The organism is Orrella daihaiensis, from assembly GCF_022811525.1.
Taxonomy (GTDB): Bacteria; Pseudomonadota; Gammaproteobacteria; order Burkholderiales; family Burkholderiaceae_B; genus Algicoccus; species Algicoccus daihaiensis.
In genome coordinates this window covers 452,992-468,166 of record NZ_CP063982.1, presented here as the reverse complement: position 1 = coordinate 468,166, position 15,175 = coordinate 452,992, and the positions used below count along the sequence as shown (strand labels likewise).

At 52.7% G+C, this 15,175-nt stretch carries 13 protein-coding genes and 2 riboswitches; of the genes, 5 read left to right on the top strand and 8 right to left on the bottom strand.

Annotated features, from left to right (window positions below):
* Positions 1-109 precede the first annotated feature (109 nt).
* From DHf2319_RS02255 to DHf2319_RS02245, 3 genes are read left to right on the top strand one after another with little or no spacing between them, the layout of a single operon-like run.
* The gene (locus tag DHf2319_RS02255; protein ID WP_243479184.1) at positions 110-562 is read left to right on the top strand and encodes an OsmC family protein; all 453 of its coding nucleotides are present in this window, start codon (positions 110-112) and stop codon (positions 560-562) included.
* Entirely contained in the window at positions 559-1,353 is a 795-nt protein-coding gene (locus DHf2319_RS02250) for a thymidylate synthase (RefSeq protein ID WP_243479183.1), read from the top strand. The genes DHf2319_RS02255 and DHf2319_RS02250 overlap by 4 nt, the downstream gene beginning before the upstream one ends.
* Positions 1,350-1,835 carry a dihydrofolate reductase gene (locus tag DHf2319_RS02245; RefSeq protein ID WP_243479182.1) on the top strand — a complete coding sequence of 162 codons (486 nt, stop codon included), beginning with the start codon at positions 1,350-1,352 and terminating at the stop codon, positions 1,833-1,835. The genes DHf2319_RS02250 and DHf2319_RS02245 overlap by 4 nt, the downstream gene beginning before the upstream one ends.
* Here the strand turns inward: DHf2319_RS02245 and gcvP are convergent, their stop codons facing one another.
* The 7 genes from gcvP to apbC form a co-directional block, all read right to left on the bottom strand.
* The gene (gene gcvP, locus DHf2319_RS02240; protein WP_243479181.1) at positions 1,836-4,712 is read right to left on the bottom strand and encodes an aminomethyl-transferring glycine dehydrogenase; all 2,877 of its coding nucleotides are present in this window, start codon (positions 4,710-4,712) and stop codon (positions 1,836-1,838) included.
* 3 nt (positions 4,713-4,715) lie between these two features.
* Positions 4,716-5,096 (bottom strand): glycine cleavage system protein GcvH, encoded by a 381-nt coding sequence (gene gcvH, locus DHf2319_RS02235; protein ID WP_243479180.1) that lies wholly within the window; start codon positions 5,094-5,096, stop codon positions 4,716-4,718.
* A gap of 34 nt (positions 5,097-5,130) precedes the next feature.
* On the bottom strand, positions 5,131-6,228 hold the full coding sequence (gene gcvT / locus DHf2319_RS02230; RefSeq protein WP_243479179.1) for a glycine cleavage system aminomethyltransferase GcvT: 1,098 nt from the start codon (positions 6,226-6,228) through the stop codon (positions 5,131-5,133).
* Between the two features lie 64 nt (positions 6,229-6,292).
* Positions 6,293-6,397: riboswitch (glycine riboswitch) on the bottom strand.
* A gap of 13 nt (positions 6,398-6,410) precedes the next feature.
* Positions 6,411-6,500, bottom strand: a riboswitch (glycine riboswitch).
* Between the two features lie 193 nt (positions 6,501-6,693).
* Complete coding sequence (locus DHf2319_RS02225; RefSeq protein ID WP_369810209.1) at positions 6,694-7,890, bottom strand: BaiN/RdsA family NAD(P)/FAD-dependent oxidoreductase; 1,197 nt, start codon at positions 7,888-7,890, stop codon at positions 6,694-6,696.
* Positions 7,891-7,896: 6 nt separating this feature from the next.
* Positions 7,897-10,158 (bottom strand): arginine/lysine/ornithine decarboxylase, encoded by a 2,262-nt coding sequence (locus DHf2319_RS02220; RefSeq protein ID WP_243479178.1) that lies wholly within the window; start codon positions 10,156-10,158, stop codon positions 7,897-7,899.
* Between the two features lie 45 nt (positions 10,159-10,203).
* The gene (gene dcd / locus DHf2319_RS02215; RefSeq protein WP_243479177.1) at positions 10,204-10,767 is read right to left on the bottom strand and encodes a dCTP deaminase; all 564 of its coding nucleotides are present in this window, start codon (positions 10,765-10,767) and stop codon (positions 10,204-10,206) included.
* 68 nt (positions 10,768-10,835) lie between these two features.
* Positions 10,836-11,924: an iron-sulfur cluster carrier protein ApbC gene (gene apbC / locus DHf2319_RS02210; RefSeq protein ID WP_243479176.1), complete on the bottom strand. Its 1,089-nt coding sequence runs from the start codon at positions 11,922-11,924 to the stop codon at positions 10,836-10,838.
* A gap of 69 nt (positions 11,925-11,993) precedes the next feature.
* On the opposite strand from apbC, the gene DHf2319_RS02205 reads away from it, so the two are divergent.
* Positions 11,994-12,269 carry a hypothetical protein gene (locus DHf2319_RS02205; RefSeq protein ID WP_243479175.1) on the top strand — a complete coding sequence of 92 codons (276 nt, stop codon included), beginning with the start codon at positions 11,994-11,996 and terminating at the stop codon, positions 12,267-12,269.
* Between the two features lie 75 nt (positions 12,270-12,344).
* A complete protein-coding gene (gene metG / locus DHf2319_RS02200; protein WP_243479174.1) occupies positions 12,345-14,411 on the top strand; it encodes a methionine--tRNA ligase in 2,067 nt (688 codons plus the stop codon).
* A gap of 10 nt (positions 14,412-14,421) precedes the next feature.
* On the opposite strand, the gene DHf2319_RS02195 is transcribed toward metG, so the two are convergent.
* Positions 14,422-15,168 carry a sulfurtransferase gene (locus DHf2319_RS02195; protein ID WP_243479173.1) on the bottom strand — a complete coding sequence of 249 codons (747 nt, stop codon included), beginning with the start codon at positions 15,166-15,168 and terminating at the stop codon, positions 14,422-14,424.
* Positions 15,169-15,175: the final 7 nt, after the last annotated feature.

The window sequence follows — 15,175 nt, the reverse complement described above, 5'->3', positions numbered from 1 at the left end:
CGTTTGATTTTAGCGACGTCGCATTTGTGACGACGCTTTAGCCACTGCATCGACTGTGCCTTAGAGGCTATCATTAGTAGCATTCATCACATCTTGAGGTAGCTCAATCATGCAGTGCACAGTTCAGTGGGGCGGTCCCGACGGCATGTTGTTCATCGGCAAGACTGGCACAGGCCATATTGCTGCCATGGACGGTGCTCCCGATGGTGGCGGCCACAACCTTGCACCACGCCCGATGGAGATGGTGCTGCTTGGTACCGGAGGGTGCACAGCGTACGATGTGGTGTTAATTCTGAAGCGGGGACGCCACGCCGTGACGGGCTGCGAGGTCGCTTTAACAGCAGAACGCGCAGACTCGGATCCCAAAGTTTTTACCAAAATTCACTTTGCATTTACCGTGACCGGTAAAAACCTGAGTCAACAAGTCGTTGAAAGGGCTGTGAAGCTCTCGCACGATAAATACTGCTCGGCCTCGGCCATGCTGGCAAATAGTGCGGAAATGACTTGGTCGGTTCAGATCATCGACCCCGATGCTGCCAACACAAGCGGAAATGAAGCATGAACCAGTATGAAACCTTCATGCGCCATGTTTATGAGAACGGCGTAGATAAATCTGACCGTACCGGTACCGGCACGAGGTCACTGTTTGGTTATCAGATGCGGTTTGATCTGTCCAAAGGGTTTCCTTTAGTCACGACCAAGAAGCTTCATACCCGCAGTATCTTTGTAGAACTACTGTGGTTTTTACGCGGCGATTCGAATGTCAAATGGCTGCAGGATCGTCATGTCACCATCTGGGACGAATGGGCTCGCCAAGATGGCGATCTCGGTCCAATCTATGGGGTGCAATGGCGATCATGGCCTGCGCCCGATGGCCACAAAATCGACCAGATTAGTCAGGTCATTGATCAAATCAAATCCAACCCCGATTCGCGCCGCCTAATAGTGTCTGCCTGGAATGTGGGGCAGATTCCAGACATGGCTTTGCCCCCTTGTCACGCGTTTTTCCAGTTTTATATAGCACAGGGCAAACTGTCATGCCAGCTTTATCAACGTAGCGCAGATATCTTTCTGGGCGTGCCCTTTAACATCGCAAGCTATGCATTATTGACTCACATGATTGCGCAGCAGACCAATCTTGAAGTCGGAGATTTTGTTTGGACCGGAGGTGACTGCCATCTCTACAACAACCACTTCGATCAGGTACAAGAGCAACTTGCACGCGACCCCTATCCCTACCCGACCTTGAAACTCGCCAGAAAGCCTGCCAGTATTTTTGAATACGAGCTTGAAGATTTCGTCATCGAGAACTATCAGTTTCATCCACACATCAAGGCACCGGTGGCGGTATGACCACAGTCTCACTGATCGTCGCCTACAGCCGTAACCGAGTGATTGGCAAGGACAATCAACTTCCCTGGAAACTTCCGGGTGACCTTGCTCACTTCAAGCGCCAAACCATGGGAAAGCCCATCATCATGGGCAGAAAGACCTGGCTTTCACTCGGGCGCCCCCTGCCTGGCCGCACCAATATTGTGGTCAGCCGCTCTGGCCAGGGTGACTTTACTGGAGCCGTATTAGTTCACTCGCTCGAGCAGGCCTTGGGTGCAGCGGGCCAGGTCGATGAAGTTTGCGTTATCGGTGGGGCACAACTCTACGCTGATGCATTACCTAAAGTCGATAAAGTCATTGCTACCGAGATTGACACCGACGTGGATGGCGATGCTTTTTTTCCGGTCCTCGACCCTAACGTCTGGGTTGAGACCGAAAGACAGCCTCAACCTGCAGACAATCACCTCGCCTATGACTTTGTCGAGTACCGCAGGCGCACCTGATCAAGTCGCTTGCGCGTAGTCACTCACCGGCGGGCAAGCACACACAAGATTACGATCACCCCATGCGTTATCAACGCGCGCTACCGGGGGCCAGTACTTGCTTTGTAATTGCGCGGGCATCGGAAAGCCTGCTTCATGACGACTGTAATCATGATGCCATTCTTGAGCCATTAGCATGTGTGCGGTATGCGGCGCGTTCTTCAAAACATTGTCATTAGCATCACGCTCGCCATTGGCCACCTGCTCAATCTCTTGACGAATCGCAATCATGGCATCGACAAAACGGTCAAGCTCTGCCAAACCTTCCGACTCTGTAGGCTCAACCATTAAAGTGCCTGCCACCGGAAACGACATGGTCGGCGCATGGAACCCATAGTCCATCAAGCGCTTGGCAATGTCCTCGGCTGAAATACCCGTCTTGTCCTTGATTGGGCGCATATCGAGGATACACTCATGCGCTACGCGTCCGCCCTTACCGGTATAGAGGATGGGATAGTGCGGTGCTAGTCGGGTAGCCACATAATTGGCATTCAGAATAGCTACTTCGGTGGCATCACGTAATCCTTGGGCACCCATCAACAAGATATAGGCCATAGAGATCGGTAAGATGCTCGCCGATCCGAACGGTGCTGCACTAACAGGGCCTACCGGTGCGTCTGCCGGGAGTTGGCCACTGGTGTGAACCACGCCAGGCAAGTACGGTGCCAAATGGGCACGGCATGCAACAGGGCCGACACCGGGACCACCGCCACCATGGGGAATACAGAAAGTCTTGTGCAGGTTCAGGTGTGAAACATCGGAACCAAACTTGCCCGGCTGAGCAACACCCACCATGGCATTCATGTTTGCACCGTCCATATAGACTTGGCCGCCAGCCGCATGCACCAGATCGCAAATTTCTGTGATCGCCTCTTCAAATACGCCGTGCGTCGATGGATAGGTCACCATCAAAGCGGCCAAGCGATCGCCTGCTTGGGCAATACATTCCTTAAGATGCTCAACATCAACGTTGCCAAGCGAGTCAGCACGTACCACCACCACATCCATACCCACCATATTGGCCGACGCTGGATTGGTGCCATGGGCTGACTCAGGAATCAGGCAGATGTTGCGCTGCAGATCACCACGTGATCGATGATAGGCACGAATGGCCAATAAACCCGCATACTCACCTTGCGCACCTGAATTAGGCTGCAGGCTAACGGCGTCGTACCCGGTGATCTCACAAAGGTAGGCCGACAAACGATCAATCAGGGTCTTGTATCCTTGGGTCTGATCGCTCGGCGCAAAGGGATGCATGTTGGCGAATTCGGGCCAGGTCACCGGAATCATTTCGACCGTGGCGTTTAGCTTCATGGTGCAAGAGCCCAGTGGAATCATGGTGCGATCAAGCGCCAAATCCTTGTCGCTTAGTTGACGCAAATAACGCAACATGTCTGTCTCAGACTGAATGCTCGAGAACACAGCATGCGTCAATATCTCTGAATGGCGTGCCACCGTCTGAGCCACACCGGGCAATTCGTTATCTTGCGGCCAACTCAGTTCTACCTGTTTACCGACGACATGGGCAAACACTGCTAGCAAAGCAGTAACGTCCTCAACGCGAACGGTTTCGTCAATTGACAACGCAAGCTCGCTGTCACTGACATGTCGCAAGTTCATACCGGCTTTCACAGCTGCATCGTGAATCGCAGCCGTATTCTCACCAGTCTTGACCAGCAAAGTATCAAAGTAACCCTCATTGGCAACCTTAAACCCTAGCTCCTGCAGTGCTGTGCGCACCGCTGCCGTGTGATGATGCACCCGACGGGCGATGGCTTTTAGACCAGCTGGCCCATGCCACAAGGCGTACATGCTGGCCATCACGGCAAGCAGGACTTGCGCTGTGCATATATTGGAGGTGGCTTTTTCTCGACGGATGTGTTGCTCGCGAGTTTGGAGAGCTAGCCTCAATGCTGGATTACCCATCGCATCTTTGGACACACCCACCAGGCGACCAGGCATGTGCCGCTTAAAGGCATCCTTGCAACTCATGAACGCTGCGTGTGGCCCACCAAACCCCATGGGTACACCAAAGCGCTGCGCCGAACCAATGGCGATATCCGCACCCAAGTTGCCAGGTGCCTCAAGCAAGGTCAAGGCCAATAGGTCGGTCGCACATGCCACCACCCCGTCATCGGCATGAATTTTTTCCGCGAGGCCGCGGTAATCGACCACGTCACCCAACGTTTGCGGGTATTGCAACAACACGCCGAAACAAGTCGGCACACCGGCCGCCTCATCGGCGACGACCAATTCAATTCCCAGGCCTTCGGCTCTAGTTTTAACCACTTCGATTGTTTGCGGATGGCAATTAGCTGACACAAAAAACGGCCGATCCTTATGCCGCGTCACTCGCCAGGCCAGGGTCATGGCTTCGGCAGCTGCCGTGCCCTCATCAAGTAACGACGCGTTGGCAATATCTAAACCCGTCAGATCTGCCACCATGGTCTGGAAATTCAGAATCGCCTCAAGGCGACCTTGCGAGATTTCTGGTTGATAAGGCGTATAAGCCGTGTACCAAGCTGGATTTTCCAGGATATTGCGCAAGATCACGTTTGGCGTGTGCGTGCCATAGTAGCCTTGCCCAATGTAGCTTCGCATCACCCGGTTTTGATTGGCGATGCTCTTAAGCTCAGCCAGAACCTCTGGCTCGTCTTTAGGCGATGGCAAGTCCAACAGACCGGACAGATGAATATTGCCCGGCACCACGGTTTGCATCAGCGTGTCTACGCTATCCACACCAATGGCAGCCAGCATCTGCTGGCGGTCAGCCTGGCCAGGGCCAATATGGCGCGCAATAAACGCGCCAGCCGTCTCGGTCGTTGGTCTTGTCATGATTTAGCTCGCGTCAACTACCGCCTGATACGCGGCCGCATCGAGCAATCCGTCGATGTCAGCCATATTTGCAGGCTTAAATTTATAAATCCATGTTCCATAAGGATCCCCATTGATGCTTTCGGGAGCATCATTCAGGGAATCGTTAAATCCCACCACTTCGCCATCGACTGGGGCGTAGATATCGGATGCTGCCTTGACCGACTCCACCACACCAGCAGTCTCGCCAGCCTTTAGCTTGGCGCCCACCCGCACGTCACCCACAAACACCAAATCTCCGAGCTGATCCTGGGCAGGATCGGTGATACCCACTAAGAGCATGTCACCTTCAGGCAAAATCCACTCATGCGAGGACACATACTTACGATCGTTCGGAATGCTCATTCAAATCTCCGCAAACACTGCTTGATTAAACACGTTAAGACTTCGGTTCCACGGCTTTGCCGTGACGCACAAACGGTAGCTGGCAAACCTTAGCTGGAACTGACTTTCCTCGAATATTTACGTGTACATCCTCGCCGACCAAGACACCATCGGGCAACCGAGCCATGGCGATCGATATGCCGAGGGTGGGGGACATGGTGCCGCTGGTGATCTCGCCATCGCCTGAGGCTGTTTGCACAGTCATATGTGCACGCATCACACCTTTTTCCTGAAGCTTCAGTCCCAGCATTTGCCCTGACGCTGGAAATTGTGTAATCGCAGCGCGCCCAACGAAATCACGTGCCTCATCGGCCAAGGCGACCGTCCAGCTCAAGCCGGCTTGGGCGGGTATGGTCAACGCATCCATATCCTGGCCGTACAGATTCATACCAGCTTCCAGACGTAGTGTGTCACGCGCCCCCAACCCGCAAGGGGCCACACCGGCAGCCAATAAATCATTCCAGAGGTCAACCACCTGATCGGCCGGGAGCATGATTTCAACACCGTCTTCACCGGTATAGCCCGTGCGGGCCACCACGACATCACCGAACGTGACCGCTGTGAAGGGTTTGACCTCAGCCACAGCGGCAGCCCACGGCGCACGCGTCTCACCGAGCACCTTCATTGCCTGTGGACCTTGCAATGCCAGCATGGCCAAATCAGGACGCTCAGCGATCACCACTTCAAAAGACTTTGCACTGGCCACACGCTTCATCCAGGCAATATCTGCCTGTGCACAGGCGGCGTTCACCACCAATCGCCACTGCTCCTCGGCAAAGTGGTACGCGATCAGATCGTCAATAATGCCGCCCTGCGGATTCAACATGCAGCTGTAGAGTGCACGGCCGGTTTGCTTCAGCTTGTTAACGTCATTGGCCAAAAGGTAGCGCAAAAAGGCTCGAGATTGCGGTCCTGATATGTCGACGCTGCGCATGTGCGAAACATCAAACATACCCACGTTTTGTCTTACGGCATGATGTTCTTCGATCTGCGAGCCGTAATGCAAGGGCATTTCCCAACCACCGAAATCCACCAGGCGAGCGTTGGCCGCTACGTGCGCATCATATAAGGGTGTTCTTTGCAAGGCAGACATATAAACTCTCCAGACAGGTGGCGTGGATCACGGTTCGTCACATCAATGACAACTTCATCCTACGATCCGCCCCTCTGTCCTTTTGCCTGAGAGTTTTCTGGTGGCTTCACCAGCTGCACCTTCGGCGCTTGCCAATCAAACAACGGCAAGTCTCTCCAGAGTCCTGTGCCGCCTCATAGACGAAACCCTGTGCAGTATGTGGTGCCTGAGCGATTCTGGGCGAATTGCGCCTTCGGCGGTGTCAGAACGACACGCTCTCCTGCATAGGGTATTCACAGACAGCCGTAGGTTACCCGGAAAACGCCCGTTAAAACAGTAAAAAGACACTAATGAGTCAGTTAATAAAAGCTAACGCTCACAGCTCGCTTGAGCTTGTTGCCTCAACACACTGAATTTATTGGCTTTGACGGCTAGGCGTTCAGTCGTCTGAAAGCGACACAGCCACCGATGTACAAAGTCATCAACCTAACCTCGAGCCCTTGCTGATAGCGCGCGTCCACAAGCCACCCCGCTTGCCCACGCCCACTGAAAGTTGTAACCGCCAAGCCAGCCCGTCACATCCACGGCTTCACCCAAAAAATACAGCCCGCGTATACCCTTCACACCTAACGTGCGCTGATCCAGCGCATCCGTATCTATGCCACCGGCCATGACTTCGGCTTTGCGCAGCCCCGCAGAACCAGAGGGCGTGACCTGCCAGTTTTGTATTTGCTCAATCAGTGCCCTCACTGCTTTGTCCGACCATTCGGCAAACTTGCGCTGACCCGCTTCGCCGAGCCACTGCTCGGCCAGACGTTTAGGCCAAAACTTAGCCATGACCGTAACGGCCTGTTGTTTGGCGCCAGACTTTAGCGCGATCAATTGCTCAGCCAAGCCCCGCATCGGCAACAAGTTAATAGCCAAAGACTGTCCAGCCCGCCAATAACTAGAGATCTGCAAAATCCCGGGACCAGACAAGCCTCGATGGGTAAACAACATATCTTCGACAAAGCGCTGCCGACCATTGGCCACCGCAATCTCGGCCTCGATTGCCACGCCCGCCAAGTTTGCAAACGGCTGCCAGACTTTGGGGTCAAACTGTAAAGGTACCAAGGCAGGCCTCGGATCGATCACGTCCACGCCAAATTGCTGGGCTATTCTCAATGCGAAATCTGTAGCCCCTACCTGCGGCACTGCTGTACCGCCGGTGGCAATGACCAAGTCGCGACAGCACAGCACACCAACGGATGTGTCGAGCTCAAAACCATCGGCGGTTTGCTTGACGCTTTGCACCGAGCACGGCATTCGCCACCTGACATTCGCCCTGTCACACTCGCGCTTGAGCATCGCAATGATTTGCTCACTGCTGTCGTCGCAGAACAACTGACCACGGTGCTTTTCATGCCAGGAAATGCCGTGGGAATTGACGAGCTTGATGAAGTCCTGCGGCGTGTAGCCAGCCAGCACAGTGCGGCAGAACTTGGGATTTGCCGAAATAAAATTCTCGGGGGTGACATTAACGTTGGTGAAATTGCAACGCCCGCCACCAGAAATTCGGATTTTTTCAGCCAGTTTGCTGGCATGGTCGATCAACATCACCTCTCGCCCGGCTAGGCCAGCCGTGGCTGCACACATCATGCCAGCCGCACCGGCACCGATGACGATGACATCAACCTTGGTCACGTCTTGTTAGCTCTGCTTGATGCAGTCCACATATAGACGCTTATTACCGCTGGCGTCCTCCTCTTCAGCCAGGCCATGAATATAAGTCTCAAACCCAGGGAAGCGGCTATTGAAATCTCGCGCAAACTGCAGATACTGAACAATTGTCTTGTTAAAGCGCTCGCCAGGAATCAGCAAAGGGATACCCGGTGGATAGGGTGTTAGCAGTACACCTGTCGCACGCCCTTCAAGCTCATCAATTGAGATACGCTCGACATCACCATGCGCCATATAGGCAAACGCATCTGATGGTTTGAATTCCGGCACCATGTCTGACAAATACATCTCGGTGGTCAAACGAGCAACGTCATACTCACGATAGGCTTCGTGGATCAACTGGCATAGATCGCGCAAACCCATGCGCTCATAACGGCGGTGATCCCGACAAAACTCAGGCAGAATGCGCCACATTGGCTGGTTGCGGTCATAGTCGTCTTTAAATTGCTGCAAGGCAGTCAGCAACGTATTCCAGCGCCCTTTGGTAATACCGATCGTAAACAAGATAAAAAATGAGTACAGACCGGTTTTCTCCACGACAACGCCGTGTTCGGTCAGGTACTTGGAGACCAACGCTGCCGGAATACCGGACTCCCCAAAACTGCCAGACATATCCAGACCAGGCGTGACAATCGTGGCCTTAATGGGGTCAAGCATATTGAAATCTTGAGCCAAATCACCAAAACCATGCCAATGATCATTGGCTTTAAGCACCCAATCGGATTGCCCACCAATGCCCTGAGTCGGCAACTCATCTGGACCCCACACACTGAACCACCAATCCGAGTCGCCATACTCAGCTTGTACTTTGCGCATCGCCCGCCGGAAATCCATCGCCTCGCGAATGCTTTCTTCAACCAAGGCTGTGCCGCCTGGCGGTTCCATCATGGCTGCAGCCACATCACATGATGCAATGATGGCGTACTGGGGTGACGTTGACGTGTGCATCAAGTACGCTTCGTTAAATACGTTGCGGTCTAACCGGCGGGTTTGGGATTCTTGCACCACAATCTGGGACGCCTGAGAAATGCCCGCCAATAATTTGTGTGTCGAGTGTGTGGCATAGACCATCGCACGCTCACTGCGGGGTCGGTTCGCACCGATCGCATGCATATCGCGATAGAAATCATGAAAAGGCGCATGCGGCAACCAGGCTTCATCAAAGTGCAAGGTATCAATCGTTGAGCCAAGCCTATCTTTGATCATTTCAACGTTGTAAATCACGCCATCGTAGGTACTTTGAGTCAGCGTCAAAATCCGGGCCTGATTCGATCGCGCCCGTCTTGCAAACGGATTGGCGTCAATTTTTTTCTGAATATTGTCCGGTTCGAACTCGCTTAGTGGAATCGGACCGATAATTCCAAGATGATTGCGCGTTGGCCTCAGAAAAACCGGAATGGCACCCGTCATGGTGATCGCATGCAGAATAGACTTGTGACAGTTGCGATCAACCACCACAATGTCGTCAGCAGCAACGTTGGCATGCCACACAACCTTGTTGGACGTAGAGGTGCCGTTGGTCACAAAAAAACAATGGTCCGCATGAAAAATTCGGGCGGCGTTTAACTCGGACTCTGCCACAGGGCCCGTGTGATCAAGCAGTTGCCCCAACTCGTCTACGGCATTACAGACATCAGCTCTTAACATGTTCTCACCAAAAAACTGGTGAAACATCTGACCTACCGGGCTCTTTAAAAACGCAACACCACCGGAGTGCCCAGGGCAATGCCATGAGTACGAACCATCTTGAGCGTAGTTAACCAATTCCCTAAAGAATGGCGGGGCAAGGCCGTCAATGTAGCTGCGCGCTTCGCGAATAATGTGACGCGCCACGAACTCTGGTGTGTCTTCGAACATGTGAATAAAGCCGTGCAGTTCCCGCAAAATATCGTTGGGGATGTGTTCAGAGGTGCGCGTCTCACCATACAGATAGATAGGGATGTCAGCGTTTCTGAAACGTAATTCACCAATAAATGAGCGTAAGTTTTGAATGGCACTCGAGTGGTCAACTGCGACATCAATATCGAACTCTTCATCGTCAATTGACAGGATGAAAGCGCTCGCCCGACTTTGCTGCTGAGCAAATGAACTCAAGTCACCATAGCTTGTGACACCGATAACCTCCATGCCCTCTGCTTCGATTGCAGCAGCCAGTGCGCGAACACCCAAGCCTGAGGCATTTTCCGAGCGGAAGTCCTCATCAATAATGTAAATCGGGAAACGAAACTTCATGGAGGAACTCCCTTGACTGCCTGACTGCGCAAAAATGTCTTATGACTAAGTACGTGGCAAAGTAACGCCCTGCTGGCCCTGATACTTACCACCCCGGTCCTTGTATGACGTCTCGCAAATTTCGTCGCTTTCAAAAAACAGCATCTGCGCGCAACCCTCGCCAGCATAAATTTTGGCGGGCAGCGGTGTGGTGTTTGAGAACTCGAGTGTCACATGCCCTTCCCATTCAGGTTCAAGTGGCGTGACATTGACGATAATGCCGCAACGGGCATAGGTACTTTTGCCAAGACACACGGTGAGCACACTTCGCGGAATACGGAAATACTCAACGGTGCGGGCTAATGCGAACGAATTGGGGGGAATGATGCAGATATCACCCACAAAATCCACAAATGACTTCTCATCAAACGCCTTGGGATCAACAATGGTCGAGTTGATGTTGGTGAAGATCTTGAATTCGTTGGCGCAGCGCACATCATAGCCATAGCTGCTAGTGCCATAGCTCACAATTCGCCCGTTGGCGTTTTCTCGTACCTGACCGGGCTCAAACGGCTCGATCATGCCTTGGGCGGCTGCACGCCGAATCCATAGGTCGCTTTTGATGCTCATGGCAGAACTTCCCCAACAGCGTAAAACCTTGAATTTTAACGCCGCATCGCGCGCCCTGCCGAAACAAATCAGTGACGCCGTTGCTCGACCACCACTGTGGGGAACTTGCTGGCCATGTCTTTGGGCAAACCCGAGAGCCTTGCAACCAATTTTTGCGCTATCTCACGGTATAGACCAGCCTCGGTACTATCGGGTGCTGCGACCACGGTTGGGTTGCCCGCATCCGCATTTTCTCGGATGGAAAGCGCCAGCGGTAATTTGCCTAAAAACGGCACTTGGAACTCATCGGCCATCCGCTGCGCACCACCCTCACCGAACAAATGCTCAACGTGGCCACAGTTAGAGCACACATGGACAGACATATTCTCGATAATCCCAAGCACGGGCACCGTGACTTTCTCAAACATACGCACCCCCTTGCGGGCATCGAGTAACGCGACATCTTGCGGTGTGCTGACAATCAGCGCACCACTGACAGGCACTTTTTGAGCCAGGGTCAAGGCAATATCGCCGGTACCCGGCGGCATGTCGATGATCAAATAATCGAGCTCGCCCCAATTAGTCTGGCGCAACAAATGTTCGAGCGCTTGCGTCACCATGGGGCCACGCCAGATAGCCGGCGTATCAGCATCCACCAAAAACCCGATCGAGTTGCATTTGATCCCGTGACCAATCATGGGCTCCATGGTTTTGTTATCTTTGCTGTCTGGCCGACCGTCAATGCCTAACAATAGGGGGACGCTCGGGCCGTAGATATCCGCGTCGAGCACGCCCACCGTAGCCCCTTCATCGGCGAACGCCAACGCAAGGTTGACCGCTGTGGTGCTTTTACCCACCCCGCCCTTGCCAGAAGCCACTGCGATGATGTTTTTGATGCCCTTGACCCGCTCTACACCGGCACGAATGGCGTGCGCTTCGATCTTGGGCTGAACCTCAATGTGCGCCTTGCCAAACCCAAGGGCCTCTAGCGCTGCTGTCAGAGGTCGCAGCAGGGATTCGCGGCTTCGCCCCACCGGATATCCAGGCCGAAACTTAAGACTGACCTCGCCGGACGACTCGACGCGGATATCCTGAACTAGATCACCATACGCCCGGTTGGTGTTGGGATCCATGGTGCGGGCCAAAAGAGCCTGAATGTCATTAGATGTAACTGTCATGGAATTTTTAAGGGTTTCTAAGGTCACAATAATTGGTGCGTTTGCACGGACACAACGTATACTAATTACATGATGGATTTCATAACTCGCATTCTTCGTATTATCGCTTTCGCTGTGGTTGCGCTCATCGGACTCGGCATGGCTTTGATTTTTACTTTCTCCACACTGATTGCTGTGGGTATCCTCTTTTTAGTCGCCAAATTGCGCGGACAACGGTTCTCAGTGCAAGAGTACTGGACTAGCCGTCAGGCACGGCGCAAACCCATCTTCGCGAAAGGGAGCTTTGGTCAACCAACCCGCCCGCGCGACAACGTGACCGATGTTGAGGCACGCGACGTGCGTTGACCGCCGTCTTGGTGTCGCTAGCGAACTGCCGCGACACAGTTAAAATCCAGTACCTGCCATCTAGACGGATACATCATGTCGCGCACTCTGTTTGTCACCACTGCCTTGCCTTATGCCAATGGGTCGTTCCACATCGGCCACATCATGGAGTACATCCAGGCAGACATCTGGGTGAGAACGATGCGCATGGCGGGTCATACCGTCCATTTTGTGTGCGCCGATGACACGCACGGTGCCCCTATCATGCTCAAAGCGCAAGCCGAGGGAATTACGCCGACCGAACTGGTGGGTCGATACGCCGCCGAACGACCGACGTATCTCAAAGGGTTTCACGTCGAGTTTGATCATTGGCATTCGACGGATTCAACAGAGAACACCGAATTATCCCAAGATATATATCGCAAACTGCGCGACGCTGGGCTGATCGAAACCAAGACCATCGAGCAGTTCTATGACCCCGTTCAGGGCATGTTCTTGCCAGATCGATACATCAAGGGTGAATGTCCAAAATGCCATGCAAAGGACCAGTATGGCGACGCCTGCGAGGTTTGCAGTGCGGTGTATGCGCCTACGGAACTGATTGAGCCCTACAGCACCATAACCGGCGCAAAGCCAGTTCTAAAGTCATCTGAGCATTTCTTTTTTAAGCTATCCGATCCGCGCTGCGTGGAATTCTTGAAAGCCTGGACCACTGGACAAAACAAGCATGGCGTGAACCATCTACAAAGCGAAGTCCTCGCAAAAACGCGGGAGTGGCTTGGTGATGAGAACACCGGCGCCAAGCTTGGTGACTGGGATATCTCGCGTGATGCGCCCTATTTCGGTATCGAAATCCCAGACGCACCTGGTAAATATTTCTACGTCTGGCTTGACGCACCTGTAGGCTACCTCGCGTCATTGAAAGCTTATTGCAAAAAAGCAGGACTTGATTACAACGCCATCGTTGATCCGGACGGTGATACCGAACAAGTGCACTTCATTGGTAAAGACATCGTCTACTTCCACACGCTGTTCTGGCCGGCGACGTTAAAATTTTCTGGGCGCAAGACACCAGACCAAATTAATGTGCATGGCTTTATCACCGTTAGCGGCGAAAAAATGTCGAAGAGTCGGGGTACTGGGATCTCGCCACTGCGCTATCTCGAGCTCGGCATGGATGCCGAATGGCTGCGCTATTACATTGCAGCCAAACTCAACAATAAAGTCGAAGATATCGACTTCAACCCTGAAGACTTTATTGCTCGAGTCAACAGCGATCTGATTGGCAAATACGTTAACATCGCTAGTCGCGCGGCAAGTTTTATCGGGCGTCACTTCAATGGCGAGCTGCGTTATACAGGTGACGAACACGTGCTGACCACCAAATGGTCTGAAGTTGCTGATGAAATCCAGGAATACCTACAAAAACGTGAATACGCACGGGCAATTCGGGAGATCATGGCGCAAGCTGATGTGATTAATCAGAACTTTGATGCAGCCCAACCCTGGATACTGGCCAAAGGTTTGGCTGATGCGTCTAACGACCAAAAAGACGAGTTACAAGATATTTGCTCCACTGCACTGGCTGGCTTTAAAGCGCTATCTGTGCTTTTGACGCCGATTTTGCCGGCACTCACTCATCGCGTTGCCACCGAGCTCTTTGGGATGGATCGCAGCTTTACTTGGGCCGATGCCAGTGTTTTGCCCAGGCGTATTGGATCCTTCAAACACCTGATGCAAAGAGTCACGCCGGAAATGCTCGACGATCTATTCCCTGAGATTGAGGAGCCCAAGATTTTGCCAGGTGGTGAAGAAATTGGCCCCGATATCAAGATCGACGACTTCGCCAAACTAGATTTGCGTGTGGCAAAAGTGGTTTCGTGCGAAGAAGTCGAGGGGTCACATAAGCTATTAAAACTGATGCTTGATGTTGGTGAAGGCAAGTTACGCCAAGTTTTCTCAGGCATTAAATCAGCGTACAAACCCGAAGAACTCACAGGCAAGCTTGTGGTAGTCGTCGCCAATCTAGCGCCACGCAAAATGAAGTTTGGTGTTTCAGAGGGAATGGTTTTATCGGCTAGTCATGCCGATGAAAATACTAATCCGGGTATTTTTGTGATCGAGCCTTCACAGGGTTCGGTACCAGGCATGAAAATCCGCTAGGCTGCACAAGCTACTCGTTCAAGTGTTTTTCGTTGAGTTTTGTGTCTAGCGTTTCGCGCTCGTCAAACACAAAGCAGCTGCCTTCAAAACCGTAACCATCGGTATCTTCAAAATATTGCAAGATACCGCCGTCTAGCTGGTAGATATTTTTGATACCCACTTCTTGCATGTAAATAGCCGCTTTCTCACAACGAATCCCGCCGGTACAAAAACTGATGATGGTCTTGCCCTCAAGCTCATCCATATGCTCTTGAACCGCCTCAGGAAATTGAGTGAAACGTTCGATGTGCCAGTTCAGCGCACCTTTGAAAGTACCCGCTTGAACCTCAAAGTCATTACGCGTGTCGAGCATCACCAACGGCCTGCCCTCATCATCTTGACCCATTTCAATCCAGCGTCGCGCTGTAACCGGATCAACTGCCGGCGCACGACCTTCGGCTGGATGAATTGCCGGATGATTCATGCGAATAATTTCATTTTTAATCTTGACTTTCAAACGCTTGAATGGAACCGCTTCTGATTCACTGTATTTGACTTTGATTGCGGCAAACGGCTCGCACGAGCGCAGCCAGTCAAGAAATGACTCGATGGCAACTTTGGGGCCTGCCAAAAACAGATTGATACCCTCGTGCGCCAAAAGCACTGTGCCTTTCAAGTCAAGCTCAGCGGTACGGTTCATTATGCGCTCACGCCAGACCGGTAAGTCGGTCAAGGCAGTGAAGTGATAAGCCGCGATATTGGTAACCAGTAAAGACATGTCTGAA